General features: G+C 59.4%; 17 protein-coding genes. 11 read left to right on the top strand and 6 right to left on the bottom strand.

What is annotated here, in order from left to right:
• Nucleotides 1-208: 208 nt before the first annotated feature.
• A complete protein-coding gene (locus Q0K43_RS00520) occupies nucleotides 209-1,774 on the bottom strand; it encodes a sodium:solute symporter family transporter (protein ID WP_297288613.1) in 1,566 nt (521 codons plus the stop codon).
• Nucleotides 1,775-1,816: 42 nt separating this feature from the next.
• Nucleotides 1,817-3,454 carry a class I adenylate-forming enzyme family protein gene (locus tag Q0K43_RS00515; RefSeq protein WP_297288610.1) on the bottom strand — a complete coding sequence of 546 codons (1,638 nt, stop codon included), beginning with the start codon at nucleotides 3,452-3,454 and terminating at the stop codon, nucleotides 1,817-1,819.
• 243 nt (nucleotides 3,455-3,697) lie between these two features.
• Here Q0K43_RS00515 and Q0K43_RS00510 point away from each other — a divergent pair, with 243 nt between their 5' ends.
• Together Q0K43_RS00510 and Q0K43_RS00505 are read left to right on the top strand one after the other, a co-directional pair.
• Nucleotides 3,698-4,279, top strand: coding sequence for a TetR/AcrR family transcriptional regulator (locus Q0K43_RS00510; RefSeq protein ID WP_297288609.1), 582 nt, complete (start codon nucleotides 3,698-3,700; stop codon nucleotides 4,277-4,279).
• Between the two features lie 22 nt (nucleotides 4,280-4,301).
• Entirely contained in the window at nucleotides 4,302-5,129 is an 828-nt protein-coding gene (locus Q0K43_RS00505; protein WP_297288608.1) for a TrmH family RNA methyltransferase, read from the top strand.
• On the opposite strand, the gene Q0K43_RS00500 is transcribed toward Q0K43_RS00505, so the two are convergent.
• The 4 genes from Q0K43_RS00500 to Q0K43_RS00485 all read right to left on the bottom strand — a co-directional run bounded on the left by Q0K43_RS00500 (nucleotide 5,116) and on the right by Q0K43_RS00485 (nucleotide 10,579).
• On the bottom strand, nucleotides 5,116-6,516 hold the full coding sequence (locus Q0K43_RS00500) for an MATE family efflux transporter (RefSeq protein ID WP_297288607.1): 1,401 nt from the start codon (nucleotides 6,514-6,516) through the stop codon (nucleotides 5,116-5,118). The two genes, Q0K43_RS00505 and Q0K43_RS00500, sit on opposite strands and share 14 nt — an antisense overlap.
• Before the next feature lie 378 nt (nucleotides 6,517-6,894).
• Complete coding sequence (locus tag Q0K43_RS00495) at nucleotides 6,895-7,278, bottom strand: metal-dependent transcriptional regulator (RefSeq protein ID WP_297288606.1); 384 nt, start codon at nucleotides 7,276-7,278, stop codon at nucleotides 6,895-6,897.
• Nucleotides 7,279-7,345: 67 nt separating this feature from the next.
• Entirely contained in the window at nucleotides 7,346-9,724 is a 2,379-nt protein-coding gene (locus Q0K43_RS00490) for a phosphoketolase family protein (protein WP_297288612.1), read from the bottom strand.
• Nucleotides 9,725-9,877: 153 nt separating this feature from the next.
• The gene (locus Q0K43_RS00485) at nucleotides 9,878-10,579 is read right to left on the bottom strand and encodes a hypothetical protein (RefSeq protein ID WP_297288605.1); all 702 of its coding nucleotides are present in this window, start codon (nucleotides 10,577-10,579) and stop codon (nucleotides 9,878-9,880) included.
• 148 nt (nucleotides 10,580-10,727) lie between these two features.
• Between Q0K43_RS00485 and Q0K43_RS00480 the strand changes: the two genes are divergently transcribed.
• The 9 genes from Q0K43_RS00480 to Q0K43_RS00440 all read left to right on the top strand — a co-directional run bounded on the left by Q0K43_RS00480 (nucleotide 10,728) and on the right by Q0K43_RS00440 (nucleotide 20,156).
• Nucleotides 10,728-11,591 carry a class I SAM-dependent methyltransferase gene (locus tag Q0K43_RS00480; protein WP_297288604.1) on the top strand — a complete coding sequence of 288 codons (864 nt, stop codon included), beginning with the start codon at nucleotides 10,728-10,730 and terminating at the stop codon, nucleotides 11,589-11,591.
• A gap of 12 nt (nucleotides 11,592-11,603) precedes the next feature.
• Nucleotides 11,604-12,449, top strand: coding sequence for an energy-coupling factor transporter ATPase (locus tag Q0K43_RS00475; protein ID WP_297288603.1), 846 nt, complete (start codon nucleotides 11,604-11,606; stop codon nucleotides 12,447-12,449).
• Nucleotides 12,450-12,500: 51 nt separating this feature from the next.
• Nucleotides 12,501-13,370 (top strand): energy-coupling factor transporter ATPase, encoded by an 870-nt coding sequence (locus Q0K43_RS00470; protein ID WP_297288602.1) that lies wholly within the window; start codon nucleotides 12,501-12,503, stop codon nucleotides 13,368-13,370.
• Nucleotides 13,371-14,183 (top strand): energy-coupling factor transporter transmembrane component T family protein, encoded by an 813-nt coding sequence (locus Q0K43_RS00465; RefSeq protein WP_297288601.1) that lies wholly within the window; start codon nucleotides 13,371-13,373, stop codon nucleotides 14,181-14,183.
• Between the two features lie 46 nt (nucleotides 14,184-14,229).
• Nucleotides 14,230-14,979, top strand: coding sequence for a tRNA pseudouridine(38-40) synthase TruA (gene truA, locus Q0K43_RS00460; protein ID WP_297288600.1), 750 nt, complete (start codon nucleotides 14,230-14,232; stop codon nucleotides 14,977-14,979).
• Entirely contained in the window at nucleotides 14,979-16,211 is a 1,233-nt protein-coding gene (locus Q0K43_RS00455) for a DUF5711 family protein (RefSeq protein ID WP_297288599.1), read from the top strand. The genes truA and Q0K43_RS00455 overlap by 1 nt, the downstream gene beginning before the upstream one ends.
• A gap of 15 nt (nucleotides 16,212-16,226) precedes the next feature.
• A complete protein-coding gene (locus tag Q0K43_RS00450; RefSeq protein WP_297288598.1) occupies nucleotides 16,227-16,931 on the top strand; it encodes a CvpA family protein in 705 nt (234 codons plus the stop codon).
• Nucleotides 16,932-16,979: 48 nt separating this feature from the next.
• Nucleotides 16,980-17,519: a CDP-alcohol phosphatidyltransferase family protein gene (locus Q0K43_RS00445; protein ID WP_297288597.1), complete on the top strand. Its 540-nt coding sequence runs from the start codon at nucleotides 16,980-16,982 to the stop codon at nucleotides 17,517-17,519.
• A 90-nt stretch (nucleotides 17,520-17,609) separates the two neighbouring features.
• Nucleotides 17,610-20,156 carry an ATP-dependent Clp protease ATP-binding subunit gene (locus Q0K43_RS00440; protein ID WP_297288596.1) on the top strand — a complete coding sequence of 849 codons (2,547 nt, stop codon included), beginning with the start codon at nucleotides 17,610-17,612 and terminating at the stop codon, nucleotides 20,154-20,156.
• The last annotated feature ends 12 nt before the right edge of the window (nucleotides 20,157-20,168 follow it).

The following is a 20,168-nucleotide window of genomic DNA, read 5'->3' as shown; positions in this document are numbered from 1 at the left end:
AACTTCATTCTACCAGGGTTCTGTATGAACTTCTTTTTATTTTCCTAAAGTGTTGCACTTGATAGTATAATTCACCAAAATAAAAAACGTCCTCTGCAACCGATGCAGAGGACGATGATTTTCCGGCGAAACGGCCTCTACCTGGTTCCGTTCTCGCGAATCTGAACGGATTTACTTTATCACTTTTTGTCGGTAAAGTCAAATTTTTTTATAGTGGCTTCCTCGGCGGGGCAGCTGCGGAGCCGATGGAGTCGGTGACCGCCACGGTGACGGTGCGCTCGTAGCAGGAGAAGATCTCCTTCACCCGGCCGGGGCCGGGTGCGGGGGTAAGCAAGCTGACCAGCGGTACCAGGATCAGGCCGGCCACCATACAGAAGGCGCCGCAGTTGATGGGGGACTGAAGTACCGGCGGGAACCAGGCCCCGGCAAAGATATTGGCCAGCATGACCACGGTGGAGAAGAGGAAGCACACGGCGCAGGCGGCCTTGGTGGTGCGCTTCCAGTACAGCCCGTAGAGGAAGGGGGACAGGAAGGCACCGGCCAGGGCGCCCCAGGATATGCCCATGAGTTGGGCGATGAAGGTCAGGTTGGAGCGGTACTGGATGATGGCCAGTACCACGGAAATGGCGATGAACACTACTACCAGAGCCCGCATCCAGCGGACCTGCCGGCGCTCGTCCATGTCCTTGATGAGGTTGCCCTTGATAAAGTCCAAGGTGAGGGTGGAGCTGGAGGCCAGCACCAGGGAGGACAGAGTGGACATGGAGGCGGAGAGAACCAGAATGACCACCACCGCAATGAGGATGGAGGGCAGGCCGGAGAGCATGGCAGGAATGATGGAGTCGTAGCCTGCCGCCGTCACCGCCTCCGGGGTGGAGAAGAGCCGCCCGAAGCCGCCCAGGAAGTAGCAGCCTCCCGCCACGATGAGGGCGAAGGCGGTGGAGATAACGGTGCCTTTTGTGATGGCCGACTCGCTCTTAATGGCGTAGAACTTCTGCACCATCTGAGGCAAGCCCCAGGTGCCCAGACTGGTAAGGACTACCACCCCCATGAGGCTGGGCAGGTCAGGGCCGAAGAAGGAGGCGAACACACCGGGGGTGTCGGACACGGCGGGGTCACTGACCCGGGCCAGGCTGTCCAGGGCTCCGGTCAGGCCCCCCTGGGTGTTAAGTACCGCGACAATGACGGCAATGATGCCGAAAATCATGATGATGCCCTGGATAAAGTCGTTGATGGCGGTGGCCATATAGCCTCCGGCGATGACGTACACCCCGGTAAGCACCGCCATCACCACCACGCACACGGCGTAGTCGATGTCGAAGGCCATGGCGAAGAGCCGGGACAGGCCGTTGTACAGGCTGGCAGTGTAGGGGATGAGAAAGATGAAGATGATGACGGAGGCGGTGATCTTCAGTTTGCCGCTGTCAAAGCGGCGGCCGAAGAACTCGGGCATGGTGGCGCTGTCCAGGTGCTGGGTCATGATGCGGGTGCGGCGGCCCAGCACCACCCAGGCCAGCAGGGAACCCAGAAAGGCGTTGCCCAGGCCCGCCCAGGTGGCGGCGATGCCGAAACGCCAGCCGAACTGACCGGCGTAGCCCACAAAGACCACAGCGGAGAAGTAGCTGGTGCCGTAGGCAAAGGCGGTGAGCCAGGGGCCCACCGACCGGCCCCCCAGCACGAAGCCGTTGACGTTGGTGGTGTGGCGGCGGCAGTACAGCCCGATGCCCACCATGACGGCGAAAAACAGGACAAGTAGAGATACTTTGATGAGCATATCGGTCACAGGGGAACACTCCTTGTTGCCCGGCTGACTGGATTAGTTGGAGATCTGGGCCTCCACCAGACGGCCGTGGCAGTATTTCTCACGCAGCACCGGCTTTTCGATCTTGCCGGTGGGGTTGCGGGGTACATGGTCGAAGATGATCTTCCGGGGCCGCTTGTACCGGGGCAGCTCCTGACAGAAAGCGTTGATCTCCTCCTCGGTGCAGGAGACACCCTCCTTCACCTCCACAATGGCGGCGGCGATCTCGCCCAGCCGGGGATCGGGCAGGCCGATGACCGCCACGTCCTTCAGCTTGTCGAACTTCCGCAGGAAGTCCTCGATCTGTACCGGGTACAGGTTCTCGCCACCGGAGATGACCACGTCCTTCTTCCGGTCCACCAGGTAGATGAAGCCGTCCTCATCCACCTCGGCCATATCGCCGGTGTACAGCCAGTCCCCCTTGAGTACCTCGGCGGTGGCCTCCGGGTTTTTATAGTAGCACTGCATGACGCCGGGGCCGCTTACGATCAGTTCACCCACCTGCCCCTGAGGTACCTCATTGCCGTTCTCGTCCACTACTTTGGCGGCCCACAGGTAGCCCGGTTTGCCGATGGCGCCCACCTTGTGGATGTTCTCCACCCCCAGATGGACGCAGCCGGGGCCGATGGATTCGGACAGGCCGTAATTGGTGTCGTACAGATGGTGGGGGAAGTGCTTTTTCCAGCGGTGGATCAGGCTGGGAGGCACCGGTTGGGCGCCGATGTGCATGAGCCGCCACTGGTCCAGCAGGTAGTCGTCCAGTTTGACCCGGCCGCTGTCAATGGCGTCCAGAATGTCCTGGGCCCAGGGCACCAGCAGCCACACAATGGTACACTTCTCCTCGGTGACCGCCCGGAGGATCCACTCCGGGGACACCCCCCGCAGCAGCACTGCCTTGCTGCCGCTGGCCAGGGAACCGAACCAGTGCATCTTGGCGCCGGTGTGGTACAGGGGCGGAATACACAGGAACACGTCCTCATGGGTCTGGCCGTGGTGGTGCTGCTCGGTGAGACAGGAGGAGAACAGGGACTTGTGATTATGTAAAATGGCCTTGGGGAAGCCGGTGGTACCTGAAGAGAAATAGATAGCCGCCAGATCGCTCAGTTCCAGGTGGACGGGTGGGGGCTCGATGGAGCAGTACATCACCAGCTCCCGGTAACTCTCGGCAAAAGCGGGGATCTTGTTGCCTACATAGAACCACTGGCGCACCCGGCCCAGGTCGGGGAGGATGGGTTCCAGCCGGTCGATGAACTCGGGGCCGAACACCAGGGCCTCCACGTCGGCCAGATCCAGACAATAGCGGATCTCGTCGGAGGAATAGCGGAAGTTCAGGGGCACCGCCAGGCAGCCCGCCTTCAGGATGCCGAAATACACCGGCAGCCACTCCAGGCAGTTCATCAGCAGGATACCCACCTTGGTGCCTCGCTTCAGCCCCCGGCTGAGCAGCAGGTTGGCAAAGCGGTTGGCCTTCTTGTCGAACTGGCCCCAGGTGATCTCCCGGCGGTAGGGCTCGTCGGGACGGTTGCGCTCGATGAGGCTAAATTCCCGCCAGGTATTGGCTTTGTCCCGCTCCTCCGAGGGATTGATCTCAACAAGGGCGGTCTCATCCCGGTAGAGCCGCGCATTGCGCTCCAGAAAGTCTGTAATCACCATAGTGAAAGACGCCTCCATGCACTTTCCGGACAATTTAATCATTGGCTGGAGAAAGTGTATTTTTTTTCAAAACAGTGAAGATATGGTTTGCTCTCAATTTTACAGCGTCTCAATTCGGCAGTCAAGGGAAAGCAGTTAAAAAGAACCGGAGCGGGGAGGGAACGTCCGGTTGAAAAATGAAAAAAATTATGGTATATTATTTCATGAAAACATATCACTTTTGCACAGAAGAAGGTGAGCGACATGCGGTCTGTGGTTATATCCAGGGAAGTAATCCTTACCGCCAGCCGCACCATGCTGAGAGAAAAAGGCTGGGCTGCCATCAACATGCGTTCGGTGGCAGCCCAGTGCGGAGTAGCGGTAGGGTCACTATATAATTATTTTTCATCTAAGACTGAACTGGTGGCGGCTACAGTGGAGAGTGTTTGGGAAGAGATTTTCCGGCTTCCCACCGATTTTCCGGGAGAGGAACGTTTCTGCCGGTGTATTGAATGGCTGTACGGCAGTATGCAGCAGGGAAATCAGCGTTATCCGGGCTTTCTGACGCTCCATGCCATGGGATTTACCACAGGTAACGGAAAGCTGGAAGGACGCCGCATGATGGAGCGAATCCAGGGCGAATTGCGGGATGCCCTCTGTCAGGTATTGCAGCAGGACGGGCAGGTGCGCCAGGATGTGTTTGACAGCCGCCTGACCAGAGAGGGCTTTGTGGGGCTGGTCTTTTCCATGCTGCTCTCGGCGCTCCTGCGTGGAGAAAAAAGCTGTGAGCCGCTGATATCGGTGATCCATCGGATCTTGTACCTGCCCCCGGATGAAAGCAATTAAGAAAAGAGAACAGGAAAACAATATGGTCAATATCATTGAGATCGCCGACTATTCCGACCCTCAGCTGGATTGTTATGCCCGCCTGACCGAGGCCCAGCTGCGCAATCGGCTGGAACCGGAAAAAGGTATCTTTATAGCAGAGAGTCCCAAGGTTATCCTGCGGGCGCTGGATGGGGGATACCAGCCGCTGTCCTTGCTCATGGAGCGAAAGAAAATTGACGGCCCGGCCCGTGAAGTCATTGCCCGGTGCGGCGATGTGCCGGTCTATACAGCGGACCGGGAAGTGCTGGAGGGTCTCACCGGCTATGAGGTGACCCGGGGTGTGCTGTGCGCCATGCGCAGGCCGTCACTGCCCTCGGTGGAGGAACTGTGTGTCAACGCCCGCCGTGTGGCGGTGTTGGAGGGCATTGTGGACGCTACCAACGTAGGCGCCATCTTCCGTTCCGCAGCCGCGCTTCACATGGACGCGGTGTTGGTCACACCCACCTGCTGCGACCCGCTGTACCGGCGGGCGGCCCGGGTGAGTATGGGCACCGTGTTCCAGATCCCCTGGACCCGCATAGGGGAGGATGCGTCTCAGTGGCCTCAGCCGGGCCTGGCCCGGCTCAATGCTCTGGGTTTCAAGACGGTGGCCATGGCGCTCAGCGATACCGCTCTCAGCATTGAGGATCCCAGCCTGCGGCGGGAGGACAGGCTGGCCATTGTGCTGGGAACCGAGGGGGACGGCCTGTCGGCGCACACCATCGCCGGATGCGACTATACCGTGTGTATCCCTATGTCCCACGGGGTGGATTCCCTCAACGTGGCGGCGGCCAGCGCGGTAGCTTTTTGGGAACTTAGGGCTCGCTGAGTGTGCGATAGGTGGAGCGAATCAGAAACGCAGCAATGAGGAACGTCAAAAAATCGGATACCGGCATGGAGTAGAGTACCCCGTCCAGTCCAAAAAAGGTGGGGAGCAACAGGGCAAAACCTACGCCAAAAACCACTTCCCGGATCATGGACAGGGCTGTGGAAGCCAACGCTTTGCCCAGAGACTGCAGGTAAATGAACGTGCCTTTATTTACGCATGCCAGGATCATCATACACAGATAAATGCGGAAGGATTTGATGGCAAATTCCGTGTAATAGCTGCTCTCATTGGCTGCGCCGAAAATGGAAATAAGCTGGGTAGGGAAGCACTCTACAACAAACAGCGCCACCCCGCCCACTACCGCTTCAGCGATAAGTAGGTGGGTGAAGAGGCTTTTAGCCCGGTCTTTCCGTCCTGCGCCGATGTTATATCCTACAATGGGGATACAACCGGCAGCCAGACCCACCGCGATAGAGATAACGATTTGAAAGAATTTCATGACGATGCCAACCACCGCCATGGGGATTTGTGCGTATTGACTCTGACCGAAGATAGCGTCCAGGGCGCCATATTGGCGAATCATGTTGTTAATGGCCGCCATGGCGGCCACCAGAGAGATTTGGGACAACAGGCTACACACACCCAAGGAAAGAAAGTGAAAGATTACGTTTCCTTGGAGCCTGAAACAATCCCGATGGAGGGATACCGCTTTCATATGCCATAGGTACCAGATAGCCAGCACGGCGGTGAGAAGCTGACCTAATACTGTGGCTATGGCAGCGCCCATCATGCCCCACTGAAACCCGAAAATAAATACCGGATCCAAAATGATATTGATCCCAGCGCCTGCCAGGGTAGAGACCATGGCAAATTTGGGACTGCCATCAGAGCGGATGATGGGATTCATGGCTTGACCGAACATATAGCAGGGAATACCCAGCGTGATATAGAAGAAATACTCCTGTGAGTAACGGAAAGTCTCCTCATTGACCCGTCCGCCGAACATACTGAGGATGCCGTCCTGAAAGATCAGATAGAAAGCGGTAAGTATGATGCTGGCGGCTACGCACAGAATGATGGCGTTTCCAATGCTTTTACCTGCCCGCTTTTGCTCCTGGGCCCCCAGACAAATGCTGACCAGGGCGCAGCATCCGTCGCCGATGAGTACCGCGATAGCCAGAGCCACCACGGTCAGAGGGAAAACCACCGTATTGGCAGCGTTTCCATAGGAACCAAGATAAGAGGCGTTTGCAATAAAAATCTGATCCACGATGCTATAGAGAGCGGCCACTAGTAAAGATATGACGCATGGGACGGCATACTGGCTCATCAGCCGACCAATGGAGTCTGTGACCAGAAAGGCATTTGATTTTTGCGCCTGTTTCATTTCCAATAACCTCCAGGATAAGGAAGCGTGCAGCCGGGACCAATTTACACTATGGGCCATGCACAGCTTTTTGAGTCGTACTGGTAGATGAACGCCAAAACCACAAACAATACGTAGGGAAAACAAAAAACGTGCAGCTATCAACCGGATTTACGCCGATGATAACTACACGTTGTATTTTTATTATACTAGAGGTCGGCACAACGTTTCAAAGGTAGTTTTTCACAAAATTTATGCCCGTCTTGACCGGTTGCCGGAGGATAATTTGACGGGATGACGCCTATCTGACATGCGATGCTGGGCGAAGGGGAAACGGGGGAGAGAAAAACCGGACTTGCCGCTTTACACGGCAGGTCCGGTTATTTGTGTGCGGAAGGGTCAATACTGCGCCAGTCCGCCGGTACCCATAGCATGCTCTTTGATCTTCTGGAAGGTTTCATCGCTGAGATCATGCTCGATCTTGCAGGCGTCTGCGGCAGCCACCTCCGGGCTTACCCCCAGGTGGACGAAGAATTTGGTCAGCAGCTGGTGACGTTCGTAGATGCGTCTGGCAATTTCCTCACCGGCAGGGAGCAGGGAGATCAGTCCGTCTTTGTCCATCTCGATATAGCCGCTCTCCCGCAATTTCTTCATAGCCACACTGACGCTGGGCTTGGAGAAGTGCAGCTCGTTGGCGATGTCGATAGAGCGCACTGTCCCGTGCTGTTCATGGAGGCTGAGGATGGCCTCCAGATAGTTTTCCGCGGATTCGTAGATGTTCATAACGCCATCCTTTCTGTCCGTGCTTTTTTATCAGGATAGCACAGCCCGGCCCGTTTGGCAAGGCGGCTCAGATCCCGTTTCCACCGTTCCACTTCCAGTCCCGGATCTCAGGCATATCCTGGCCGTAAGCGGTGATATACTGCCGGTGTTCCACCAGCTTGTCCTTCATCAGCTGGATGAGGAAGGCGCCCCGGTTGCCCAGCTGGGGCAGCCGTTTCACAGTGTCGATGACCAGATCGAACCGGTCGATGTTGTTCTGTACCCGCATGTCAAAGGGGGTGGTGAGGCCGCCCTCCTCCTTATAGCCCCGGACGTGGAGATTCTTGTTGTGCCGGCGATAGGTCAGTTCGTGAACCAGGGAGGCGTAGCCGTGGAAGGCAAAGATAATGGGCTTGTCCACGGTGAAGAGTACGTCGTAGTCCTCGTCGGTAAGGCCGTGGGGATGTTCCGTGTGAGGCTGCAGCTTCATCAGGTCCACCACGTTGACCACCCGTACCTTCAGCTCGGGCAGGTAACGCCGCAGGATGGTGACGGCGGCCAGGGTCTCCAGGGTGGGCGTCTCGCCGCAGCAGGCCAGCACCGCGTCGGGCTCGGCGCCCTGGTCGTTGGAGGCCCATTGCCAGATGCCGATACCGTGGGTGCAGTGTTTGATGGCCTCGTCCATGGTAAGCCACTGGGGACGGGCGTGCTTGGAGGTCACCAGCACGTTGATGTAGTTGCGGCTTTTGATGCAGTGGTCGAAGCAGGAGAGCAGACAGTTGGCGTCGGGGGGCAGATAGAGCCGCACCACGTCCGCCTTCTTGTTGGCCACATGGTCCAGGAAACCGGGGTCCTGATGGGTAAAGCCGTTCTGATCCTGCTGCCAAACGTTGGAGGACAGCACATAGTTGAGGGAGGCGATATCCTGCCGCCAGGGCAGGGAGCCGGCCACTTTGAGCCACTTGGCATACTGGCTGACCATGGAATCCACGATGCGGATGAAGGCCTCGTAGCTGTTAAGGAAGCCGTGGCGGCCGGTGAGCAGGTAGCCCTCCAGCCAGCCCTGGCACATATGCTCGGACAGCATGCCGTCCAGAATGCGGCCATTGGGGGACAGCCCCTCGTCAGAGGGGAGCCGGTCGGCGTTCCAACGGCGGTCGCTGGCCTCCAGGGCGGCCCACAGCTTATTGCTCATGGTCTCGTCGGGGGAGAAGATGCGGAAGTTTTTGGCTTTCTGGTTGAGCTTGAGTACATCCTTGACATACTTGCCCAGTTCGGCCATGTCCTCGGCCTCTGCCTCGCCGGGGGCGGGGGCGGCCACCGCGTATTTGGAGAAGTCGGGGATGCGCAGGTCCCGCAGCAGCAGGCCGCCGTTGGCGTGGGGGTTGGACCCCATCCGCCGCTCCCCCTGGGGCGCCATGCCCCGCAGGGCGGGGACAAGGGCGCCCGCTTCGTCGAACAGCTCCTCCGGATGGTAACTGCGCAGCCACTGCTCCAGCAGGGGCAGAGCCTCCGGATGGGCCTCGTCCACCGCCAGAGGCAGCTGGTGGACCCGGCTGGTACCTTCCAGAGCGACTCCGTCCACTGCCTTGGGACAGGTCCAGCCCTTGGGAGAGCGGAGTACCACCATAGGCCACCGGGGCCGCTCGGTCTCCCCGAAGGAGCGGGCGCTCTCCTGAATGCGCTGGATCTCGCGCACCGCCCAGTCCAAAGCGGCGGCCATCTTCTGGTGCATCTGGGCCGGGTCGTCTCCCTCCACAAATCGGGGGGTCCAGCCGCAGCCCTTGAAGAAGTCCTCCACCTCCTCATTGGTAATGCGGGCAAAAAGGGCGGGGGTGGCGTTTTTATAGCCGTTGAGGTGGAGAATGGGCAGCACCGCGCCGTCGCCCACCGGGTCCAGGAATTTATTGCCGTGCCAGGCGGTGGCCAGAGGCGCGGTCTCCGCCTCGCCGTCTCCCACCACGCAGGCTGCGATGAGGGTGGGATTGTCCATGACAGCCCCGAAGGCGTGGGCCAGAGAATAGCCCAGCTCGCCGCCCTCGTTGATGGAGCCGGGGGTGTTGGGGGCGCAGTGGCTGCCCACGCCGCCCGGGAAGGAGAACTGCCGGAAGAGTTTGCGCATGCCCTCCTCGTCCTGGCTGACGTTGGGATAGATCTCGCTGTAGGTCCCTTCCAGATAAGTCTGTGCCAGCACGGCGGAGCCGCCGTGTCCGGGGCCGCAGATGTAGATCATGTCCAGGTCGTACTTGGTAATGACCCGATTGAGGTGGGTATAGATAAAGTTCTGGCCGGGCACCGTACCCCAGTGGCCCACCGGGGTGTGCTTCAAGTGTTCCGGCTTCAGAGGGGCGCGGAGCAGCGGATTATCTTTCAGATAGAGCTGGCCGGCAGCCAGATAGTTGGAGGCCCGCCACCAGGCGTCCAGTTTCCGCAGGGCGTCGGGGGTGAGCGGCCCTTTTTTGGACATACGGGCCGAGGTTTTGACGGTGACTTTGGTCCGGGTCTGGGAGGTTTTGCTCAAAGGAATGCACTCCTTCTCAGAAGATGTCTTTGCAAAATACCGCAAGAACAAGAGGGGACCGGACCGGTCCCCTCTCATACGCCCGCCCGGGGCGGGGAATTATTTCTCGTTCAGGGGCAGGGGCTGAGGTGCCGGGGGTGCAAACTCAGATACACAGGCCTGGGTCAGCTTGCGCAGGTGATCGTCCTGGACGCTGAAACTGGAAGAAAGCTGTTCCATCATCTGATGCAGTTTGTCCAGTTCCTGCAAAGTACGGGTGACGGCGCCATCCATGTCGGTGCGCAGCAGCTCATAGCCTGCCCGTACTTTATGCAGCCATTGCTCCACCTCGGTGTGGGCGCGCTGAACCCGATCCTCCGCCTCGTGCTGCACTTCCTGGGCGCGGCAATGGGCTTCCAGTTCAATGCCGGCGGCCCGGTCTTTGATCTGCCGATAGGCGGCGGCGTCCGGCTCAGCCTGTTCCAGCCGGGCTTTGACCTCAGAGAGCTGGGCGGCGGTATCCTCCGCCTCTTTCCGGGCTTGTTCCAGCTGAGTGCGCAGCTGCTCAGTTTCCTTGCGGGCCTGTTCCAGCTGGGCGGTCAGATCCTCCTTTTCCCTGGCCAGTTCCTCGGCCTGCCCCTTGGCCTGTTCGACCTGGGCTGCCAGAGCCTGCTTCGCGCCCGCCAGCTCCTCCAGCTCCCGCTGCAGCTGTTCCAGCTTTTCCGTATGGGCCTGGCTGGAGGATTCGATATAGCTCAATACATCCTGCTTTTGAAAGCCGCCGAAAGCGGCAGTACGAAACTGAAGTTCAGTGGCGCTCATAACAGACACCTCGTTTCCACAAATTCATCCCTATTCTATCACAGTTTTCTCCATAACACAATTCTTTCTTCTCGTTGACTCGACTGAACCGTGATGATATAATAGGATGATTATGACAACAATACCCGGGAGGGCGTGAAGGGAACATATGTGGATCTCGGACGGATGGAAAGAATATGAGCTGCTGGATTGCGGTGGGGGAGAGCGACTGGAACGCTGGGGCAAGTTCACCCTGGTGCGGCCCGACCCCCAGGCCATTTGGCGGGCGGAAGGGAAGCACCCCGGCTGGCGGAAATTTGACGCCCGGTATCAGCGTTCCTCCACCGGCGGCGGACGCTGGGTCAAGAAGGACCTGCCGGATCGGTGGACCCTGGGTTACCGGGAGCTGACCTTCAACATCAAGCCCATGAACTTCAAGCACACCGGCCTGTTCCCCGAGCAGGCCGCCAACTGGGACTTTGCCATGGAGCGTATCCGCTCCGCCGGCCGGCCCATCCAGGTACTCAATCTCTTCGCCTATACCGGCGGGGCCACTGTGGCCTGCGCTGCGGCGGGGGCAAGCGTGTGTCATGTGGACGCCGCCCGGGGCATGGTAAGCTGGGCCCGGGAGAACGCGGCCTCTTCCGGCCTGGGCGACGCCCCCATCCGCTGGATCGTGGACGACTGCGCAAAGTTTGTGGAGCGGGAGATCCGACGGGGGCGGAAATACGACGCCGTCATCATGGATCCGCCCTCCTACGGGCGGGGCCCCTCCGGCGAGATCTGGAAGCTGGAGGAGAACCTGTTCCCCTTTGTGGAGCTGGTGACCGGGGTGCTGTCGGACAACCCCCTGTTTTTCCTCATCAACTCCTATACCACCGGTCTGGCTCCGTCTGTGCTGACCTATCTGCTGGAGACCCTGGTGGGACGGAAATACGGCGGCCATACCGAGAGCCAGGAGCTGGGCCTGCCGGTAAGTTCCACCGGCTTGGCGCTGCCCTGCGGGGCCACCGGACGCTGGCTGTGCGACTAAAAAGGAGATACTATGGGACAGACCATTCTTGAGACAAAGGACCTGCACTTTCGCTACGACGAGGAGGAGGGTCCCACCCCTGTGGTGCTGGACGGGGTGGATCTCCGGATCGAGGAGGGCACCTTCGTGGCGGTGCTGGGCCACAACGGGTCGGGGAAATCCACCCTGGCCAAGCATATGAACGCCATTCTGCTGCCCACCGGCGGCAAGGTGTATGTGGACGGCATGGACACGGCTGACGAGAGCAAATTGCTGGACATCCGCCGCACGGTGGGTATGGTATTCCAGAACCCGGACAACCAGATCGTAGCCAATGTGGTGGAGGAGGATGTGGCCTTTGCCCCGGAGAATCTGGGAGTTCCCCCGGAGGAGATCCGCCGCCGGGTGGACGACGCGCTGAAGGCGGTGGGGATGTATGAGTACCGGGAACATGCGCCCCACCTGCTCTCCGGCGGCCAGAAGCAGCGGGTGGCCATTGCCGGCGTTATTGCCATGCAGCCCCGGTGCATCGTGCTGGACGAGCCCACCGCCATGCTGGACCCCATTGGCCGGGCCGAAGTGCTGAAAACCATCAAGGGGCTCAACCGCACCTCCGGGGTAACGGTGGTTCTCATCACCCATCACATGGATGAGGCCGCCCAGGCCGACCGGTTGGTGGTCATGTCCAAGGGCAAGGTCATTGCCGACGGCGCGCCCCGGGACGTATTCAAGCAGGTGGAGGCGCTGAAGGAAGTGGGCCTCACCGTCCCTGAGACCACCGAACTGCTGTGGGAGCTGCAAAAGGCGGGGGTGGATGTGTCCCTGGACGCCCTCAGCGACGAGGAATGCGCCCAAACCCTGTATCAGCTGCTGAAATAGGGCGTTACTCCGTAAGGAGAATGCACCATTGTGATAAAGGACTGAAGCGAATTGGAACCGATCATTCAGACGGAGCGCCTGAGCCATATCTATTCCGCCGGCACCCCTTTCGAGCATGGGGCGCTGGTGGACGTGGACTTTACCGCCTACCGCGGGGAGTACCTGGGCATCATCGGCCACACCGGCTCGGGCAAATCCACCCTGATCCAGCATCTCAACGGCCTTTTGAAGCCTACCTCGGGCAAGGTGCTGTTTGAGGGCAAGGATATCTGGGAAAGCAAGGAACGTACCCGTCAGATCCGCTTTCAGGTGGGCCTGGTGTTCCAGTACCCTGAGTATCAGCTTTTTGAGGAAACGGTATATAAGGATATTGCGTTCGGCCCCGGCAATATGGGCCTGGATCCGGAGGAGATCGATCGCCGGGTGCGGCAGGCCGCTGGGTTTGTAGGCCTCAAGGAGGAGACGCTGCAGAAGTCTCCTTTTGAGCTGTCCGGCGGCCAGAAGCGTCGGGTGGCTATTGCCGGCGTCATTGCCATGGAACCCTCGGTCCTGATCCTGGACGAGCCCACTGCCGGCCTGGACCCCGTAGGGGTGGAGTCTATCCTCAGCAATATCCATGATTACCATGTGGCCAAAAACGCCACCATCATCATCGTCTCCCACTCCATGGAGGAGATGGCCCGTACGGTGGACCGCATCGTGGTGGTCAACGACGGCAAGATCCCCTTCTCCGGCGCCCCCCGGGAGGTATTCGCCCACGGGGACGAGCTGGAGCGCATGGGCTTGGGTGTGCCCGCCATGACCCGGGTGTTTCACCGGCTGCGTGCCATGGGGGTGGACATCGACCCCTCGGTGTACACCATCCAGCAGGCCAGGGACGCCATTCTGGCGGCGATGGCCCGAAAGGAGGGGACGGTGTAAATGGCGCTGAAAGACATCACCCTGGGTCAGTACTTCCCAGGCAAGACCATCATCCACCGGTTGGACCCCCGCACCAAGCTCATCGGTACCGTGGCCTATATCGTGGCCCTCTTCCTGGCCGCCAACGTGGTGACCTACGCCATTCTGCTGGTGCTGCTGGCCGCTCTGATCGCCATTTCCAAAGTGGGGGTCAAGAGTATCCTGCGGGGGATGCGGCCCATCTTTATCATCATCCTCATCACTGCCATCCTCAACCTGTTCTTTACCCCCGGTAAGGGAGAACCGCTGGTGTCCTGGTGGGTGTTCACCATTTATGTGGAAGGGATCCGAGCGGCGGTATTCATGATCCTGCGCATTATGATGCTCATTACCTGCACCTTCCTGCTGACCTACACCACGTCCCCCATCATGCTCACTGACGGCCTGGAGAAGCTGCTCAGCCCCCTGAAAGCCATCCGGGTCCCCATCCATGAGCTGGCTATGATGATGTCCATCGCTCTGCGGTTTATTCCCACCCTCATTGAGGAGACCGACAAGATCATGTCCGCACAGAAGGCCAGAGGGGCCGATTTCGATACCGGCAATCTGATCCAGAAGGCCAAGGCTCTGGTACCCCTGCTGGTGCCTCTCTTTATCTCTGCCTTCCGCCGGGCCGACGAGCTGGCGGTGGCTATGGAATGCCGCTGCTATCACGGCGGCAGCGGGCGCACCCGCCTGCGGCAGCTGAAAATGAAGGGGATGGATATCGTCGCCCTGCTGCTTTCCCTGGCTATGTGTGTGGGGATCGGTGTGCTGGCTCACTACGGCTGGTAAGGGACAGATCAACTTTTACTCAAATTTAAGGTTTACGAAAAGATTTATGAGAAATATCGCGCTAAGATTGATGTATGTAGGTACGGCCTACCACGGCTGGCAGGTGCAGAAGAACGCCGTCACAGTAGCAGAGACCCTGGAGAAGGCACTGGCCACGGTGGTGGGCCATCCGGTGAAGTGTACCGGGGCAGGCCGTACCGACGCCGGGGTCCACGCCGAGACCTATGTGGCCAACTTCCGCACTACCTCCCGCATCCCCTGCGACCGGCTGCCCCTGGCGGTGAACACCCGGCTGCCCGACGATATTGTGGTGGTGAAGGCCACCGAGGTGCCGGACGAGTTCAACGCCATCGGCTCCTGCCTGAAAAAGGAGTATACCTACCGGATCTACAACTCCCACATCCGTAACGCCTTCTATGTGGACCGGGCCTGGTTCTACCCCAAGCACCTGGACGAACAGGTCATGCAGCGGGCGGCCTCCCACTTTGTGGGTACCCATGATTTTGCCGCTGTCCGCAGCGTGGGTACCGAGACCCGGACCACCGTGCGGACGGTTCACTACTTTGACATTGCCCGGGATGGGCTGATGATCGAATGTAAGGTGTGCGCCGATGGTTTCCTGTACAACATGGTACGTGCCATGGTGGGCACCTGCGTCTATGCCGCCGAGGGAAAGTTTTCCCCTGACGACGTGCCCGCCATTCTGGAGGGCGGCAACAGGACTGCGGCGGGCCCCACGGTGCCCGCCGGCGGGCTGTATATGACCAAGCTATGGTACAATGAGGATGTGTTGTAATGCCTCGCCACATATTTTCCAAGAAGGCGCATAGACTGAACGAGGACCAGGACGTCCACCCGCCCCGTAAGCAGGAAAAGCGGCCCAATCTGTTTTTGCGGCTGCTGGCCTTTCTGCTTACCGTGGCTATGGTGCTGGGCGCTGTGTTCCTCATCGTCAACTATGACAAACTGAATTTCGACGCCGTCAAGCGGTGGTTTGCCTATCGGGATCTGGAGCGGGGAGAGGGCGGCCAGGCCGAGTCCTTTCCCTACGATGGCGACAGTTCCAGCACCTTTGCCAGCCTGGACGGGGACTTACTGGTGTGTTCTTCCACTGGGGTTCGGCTCTATTCGGCCAGCGGCCAGGTCTATGTGGACCGCACCGTCACCATGGAGCATCCGGTAGCTGTAGCTGCAGGTAGCACCGCCCTGGCTTACGATGCCGGCGGGCGGGTTTTGCTGGTTTGCCGGGATCGGGAAGAAGTTTTCTCCCTGGAACTGGAGGAGGACGAAGAGATTTTGTCCGCCGATGTGAACGACAGCGGCTGGATGGTGACGGTGACCCAGGAGAGCGGCTATAAGGGCGTGGTCACCGTATATGACAGTCAGTTCCAGCTCAAAATGCAGGTGAGCCTGTCCAGTCGCTTTATTGCAGACGCCGCATTGTCTCCGGATAACAGGACGGTAGCCCTACTTACCATGGGCCTGGACGACAGTGCATTTACCAGCCGGGTGGAACTTTTTCCCACCACAGGCACCTCTACGGAAGAACTGGAGCCTCAGGCCAGCGTCCAGGTGGGTAATCAAGTCATTTTGGAACTGACCTGGGACAGCAATGGGATCTGGGCAGTAGGGGAGAGCGACATCTATCATCTGGATGCTGCCGCCGCTTTGACGGGAAGCTATTCCTATACCGGGCGATACCTGAAGGGATTCTCCGTGGACGGAAGCGGTACCGCCGCTTTGCTGCTGGGTAAATATCGGGCGGGCAGCGCCGCCGAGTTGGTGGTCATAGACGGTGAGGGGCAGACCATAGCCGCCCTGGCAATGGACGAGCAGGTGCTGTCCATCTCTGCCGCCGGCCGATACATCAGCGTGCTGACCGCCGACCGGTTGGATATCTACAACCAGGAACTGGAGAATTATCATACGTTGGAGGGAACTCAGAGTGCCCGCAAGGCGCTCCAGCGTGCCGACGGTAGCGTCATGCTTGTCGGCAATAAGACCGCGCGGGTCTATCTGCCACAGTAATCACGGAGGAACCCTATGGCAATCGTATTCGAACTTATTGTAGTGGTTGTATTGGCGGCTTTTGTGCTGCTAGGCATAAAGCGGGGGCTGGTGCTGTCCCTGTGCGGCCTGATCGGGGTACTGGTTGCCTTTGCCGGCGCCGGCGCCGTGGCCCGTACCCTGTCCCCTGTGGTGGCCGATGCGCTGGAGCCCCGTTTTGCCGCAGCCATTGAGGAGCAGCTCAACGAGTCCATTCAACACACGGAATATACCACCGAGGAAGGCGACATCGCTACCGCGCCCGAGGAGGTACCCCTGCCGGGCGTACTGGACGCCCTGCGGGCGATGGGGTTGTATGAGTCTCTCATCGACAGCATCGACCAGGCGGTAGAGAACGGCATGACCGAGGTGGCCGCCAGCGCAGCGGCAAAAGTAGCAGCCGCCATCGCCCAGTCGGTGGCGTACCTGATCCTGTTCCTGGTGAGCTTTGTGATCATTGTGATCCTGTGGAAGGTGGTAAGCCGGGCGCTGGATCTGGTGGCCCGGCTGCCGGTACTCCACTTTCTCAATAAAACGTTGGGGGCGGTGTTTGGACTGCTCCAGGGCTGTGTCGTATTGTTTGTGGCCGCCTGGACCATCCAGTTTATGGGTAATCTGATCCCGCCGGAGACGGTGGAGCAGACCACGCTGCTGAAATTTTTCATGACCACCAATCCCATGACGCTGTTTTTTGGATGGTAACGGCCTGCTGCGCAAGAGAAATAAAGAGAGAAATTCAGGTGAATCGACATGACAGTCCCCAATATCCTGTCCCTGTTCCGGCTGTTTCTGGTGCCGGTGTTCGCGGTGGTGTTTTTCCAGCCCATACCGGACGCCCATACCTGGGCGGCCCTTATCTATCTGGTGGCCTTTGTGACCGATATCGCCGACGGTTGGATCGCCCGCCACTTCAACCAGATCAGCAAGCTGGGCCGTATTCTGGACCCTGCAGCTGACAAGTGGATGACCTTTACCGTTATTATCTGCATTACGGTGGACGGTATCATTCCCCTGTGGGCGGTAATCGTATTTTTCTGCAAGGAGCTGTGTATGGCCATTGGCGGCTATCTGATGTACCGCAGCCTGGGGGATGTGATGCCCTCCAACTGGCTGGGCAAGCTGTCCACTGGCGTGTTCTTTGTGGTGTGCGTGGCCCTGATGCTCTTCTCCGACATCCCCAGAGCGGGGCGCACCGCCATGATCGGCGGCGCCCTTGCGCTTACTCTGGCTGCTCTGGTGGGGTATATTTATCAATATTGCCGTATTATGAAGGAAAGAAAGCCGGCCTGATTCATACCAAGTTCATAATTTCGGATTAGAATCATCTCTCCGGGGAGAGGATCTGCATGGGACCGTCCCCGCCAAAGGAGCTGAACATATATGCAACCCACACTTTGTACCAGATGTCATAAGAATGTGGCCGTCATCTTCATTCAGAAGATGGAGGGCGGCACCACCAAGAGTGAAGGGCTGTGCCTCAAGTGCGCCAAGGAAATGGGCATCAAGCCCGTGGAAGATATGATGCAGAAGATGGGCATTACCGACGAGGACCTGGAGGGCCTGACCAACGAAATGATGTCCGCCTTCGGGGGAGCCGAGGGAATGGAGGGCCTGGTGCCCAGCGACGATGGAGAGCAGGACGAGGAGGACGAGGGTAAGACCGCCACCTTCCCCTTCCTGAACAAGCTGTTCGGCGGCGGAGCCCAGAATCCTCAGAACCAGCCTCCGGAGCGGGAGAACAACCGCTCTGAACGCACGGACAAGGACAAGAAGGGCGATAAGCCTCCCAAGCGGAAGTTTTTGGAGAACTACTGCATCTCCCTGACACAGAAGGCCGCCGACGGCAAGCTGGACAAGATCATCGGCCGGGACGAGGAGATCCAGCGCACCATCCAGATCCTTAACCGCCGGCAGAAGAACAACCCCTGCCTCATCGGCGAGCCCGGCGTGGGCAAGACTGCCATCGCCGAGGGCCTGGCTCAGAAGATTTACCAGCGGGACGTACCCTACAAGCTGCTGGATAAGGAGGTCTACCTGCTGGATCTCACCGCCCTGGTGGCGGGCACCCAGTTCCGGGGCCAGTTTGAAAGCCGCATGAAGGGCCTCATTGAGGAGATTAAGAAGCTGGGCAACATTATCCTGGTCATCGACGAGGTCCACAACATCGTGGGCGCCGGCGATGCCGAGGGTTCCATGAACGCCGCCAATATCCTCAAGCCTGCCCTCAGCCGGGGGGAGATCCAGGTCATCGGCGCCACCACCCTCACCGAGTACCGCAAGTACATTGAGAAGGACTCCGCCCTGGAGCGGCGGTTCCAGCCGGTGATGGTGGAGGAGCCCTCCATTGAAGACAGCATCAAGATCATCAAGGGTATCGCCCCTTACTACGAGAAGTACCACTTTGTGTCCATCTCCCCTGAGATGTGCCGTCTGACGGTGACTATGAGCGAGCGGTATATCACCGACCGCTTCCTGCCTGACAAGGCCATCGACCTCATTGACGAGGCCTGCTCCGACGTGAACCTCCACAACAAGGCCCTGGCCCGTGAGGTGGAGGTGAAGAAGGAGCTGGAGGCCCTGGGTCAGGAGCGGGAGAACCTGATGGTGGAGGCCAACGACCGGGACTACAAGCGCCAGACCGCCCTCAAGAACAATGAGGGCCGTCAGAGCGAGATCCGCCGGGAGCTGAGCAAGCTCACAGCCGAGCATGACGCCCTTATGGGCAACCCCGCTACCACCGAGGCCCTGGGCGCCAACGAGCGGCGGCAGGCCAACTTCCGTAAGGAGTTGGACAACCTGGCGGCTGAGCGGGAGGGGCTGCTGGCCGACCAGGGCAGCAGCAAGGACTACGAGCGGCTGGCCGCCATCAAGAGCCGGGAGATCCAGCTCCAGGACGAATTGAGCAAGCTGACCGCCCAGAGCGCCCCGCCCCTGACAGTGGCCCACCTGGCCCGGGTCATTGAGCTGTGGACCAAGATTCCCGCCAGCCAGATCCAGGAAGCCGAGTATGAGCGTCTGGCCAAGCTGGAGGAGCGGCTGCGCGAACATCTTATTGGTCAGGACGAGGCGGTTCACGCCGTGGCCGCCGCGGTCCGCCGCGGCCGGGTAGGCATTGCCTCCAAGCGCAAGCCGGTGTCCTTCATCTTCGTGGGTTCCACCGGCGTGGGCAAGACCGAGCTGGTCAAGCGGCTGGCCATGGATATGTTCCACTCTCCCGAGTCCCTCATCCGGCTGGATATGTCGGAGTTTATGGAGAAGTTCGCTGTGAGCCGCATCATCGGCTCGCCCCCGGGCTATGTGGGCTATGACGAGGCCGGCCAGCTTACCGAGAAGGTGCGCCGCAAGCCCTACTGCGTCATCCTCTTCGACGAGATCGAGAAGGCCCACCCCGATGTGCTGAACATCCTGCTCCAGATCCTGGACGACGGCCATATTACCGATGCCCAGGGCCGCAACGTGAACTTCGAGAACACCGTCATCGTCATGACCTCCAACGCGGGCAGCGATACCCGCACCTCCGCCGGCAGTGTGGGCTTCGGCCGCACCGCCAACGAGCAGGGGAGGGAGCGGACCATGAAGGCCCTGGAGTCCTTCCTGCGGCCTGAGTTCATCAACCGGGTGGACGAGATCGTCTACTTCAATAAGCTGACCGAGGACAACTTCAAGGCCATCGCCGCCATCATGCTGGGCGAGCTGCGGGATACCCTGAAGGAAAAGGGCATCACCTTTACCTGGGACGACGCTCTGCTGGACCACCTGGTCCGCAAGTCCTACTCCCAGACCTACGGCGCCCGCAACCTGCGCCGCCAGATCCAGAAGGACCTGGAGGACGATATTGCCACCAAGCTCATCGACAGCTACCTCCATCCCATCTCCGCCATCCACGCCACGTCGGACGGGGAGAAGGCCATTGTGACAGCGGAATAAGCGCAAAAACCA

This window comes from uncultured Flavonifractor sp. (assembly GCF_944383115.1).
In the GTDB taxonomy this organism is placed as follows: Bacteria; Bacillota; Clostridia; order Oscillospirales; family Oscillospiraceae; genus Flavonifractor.
The sequence above is the reverse complement of the archived record's forward strand: the minus strand, read 5'-3'. Positions and strand labels throughout refer to the sequence as shown.

Excerpts from the sequence above, each read along its gene's own strand:
- Q0K43_RS00520 (WP_297288613.1), bottom strand. The coding sequence starts at position 1,774 with ATGCTCATCAAAGTATCTCTACTTGTCCTGTTTTTCGCCGTCATGGTG.
- Q0K43_RS00515 (WP_297288610.1), bottom strand. The coding sequence starts at position 3,454 with ATGGTGATTACAGACTTTCTGGAGCGCAATGCGCGGCTCTACCGGGAT.
- Q0K43_RS00510 (WP_297288609.1), top strand. The coding sequence starts at position 3,698 with ATGCGGTCTGTGGTTATATCCAGGGAAGTAATCCTTACCGCCAGCCGC.
- Q0K43_RS00505 (WP_297288608.1), top strand. The coding sequence starts at position 4,302 with ATGGTCAATATCATTGAGATCGCCGACTATTCCGACCCTCAGCTGGAT.
- Q0K43_RS00500 (WP_297288607.1), bottom strand. The coding sequence starts at position 6,516 with ATGAAACAGGCGCAAAAATCAAATGCCTTTCTGGTCACAGACTCCATT.
- Q0K43_RS00495 (WP_297288606.1), bottom strand. The coding sequence starts at position 7,278 with ATGAACATCTACGAATCCGCGGAAAACTATCTGGAGGCCATCCTCAGC.
- Q0K43_RS00490 (WP_297288612.1), bottom strand. The coding sequence starts at position 9,724 with ATGTCCAAAAAAGGGCCGCTCACCCCCGACGCCCTGCGGAAACTGGAC.
- Q0K43_RS00485 (WP_297288605.1), bottom strand. The coding sequence starts at position 10,579 with ATGAGCGCCACTGAACTTCAGTTTCGTACTGCCGCTTTCGGCGGCTTT.
- Q0K43_RS00480 (WP_297288604.1), top strand. The coding sequence starts at position 10,728 with ATGTGGATCTCGGACGGATGGAAAGAATATGAGCTGCTGGATTGCGGT.
- Q0K43_RS00475 (WP_297288603.1), top strand. The coding sequence starts at position 11,604 with ATGGGACAGACCATTCTTGAGACAAAGGACCTGCACTTTCGCTACGAC.
- Q0K43_RS00465 (WP_297288601.1), top strand. The coding sequence starts at position 13,371 with ATGGCGCTGAAAGACATCACCCTGGGTCAGTACTTCCCAGGCAAGACC.
- truA (WP_297288600.1), top strand. The coding sequence starts at position 14,230 with ATGAGAAATATCGCGCTAAGATTGATGTATGTAGGTACGGCCTACCAC.
- Q0K43_RS00455 (WP_297288599.1), top strand. The coding sequence starts at position 14,979 with ATGCCTCGCCACATATTTTCCAAGAAGGCGCATAGACTGAACGAGGAC.
- Q0K43_RS00450 (WP_297288598.1), top strand. The coding sequence starts at position 16,227 with ATGGCAATCGTATTCGAACTTATTGTAGTGGTTGTATTGGCGGCTTTT.
- Q0K43_RS00445 (WP_297288597.1), top strand. The coding sequence starts at position 16,980 with ATGACAGTCCCCAATATCCTGTCCCTGTTCCGGCTGTTTCTGGTGCCG.
- Q0K43_RS00440 (WP_297288596.1), top strand. The coding sequence starts at position 17,610 with ATGCAACCCACACTTTGTACCAGATGTCATAAGAATGTGGCCGTCATC.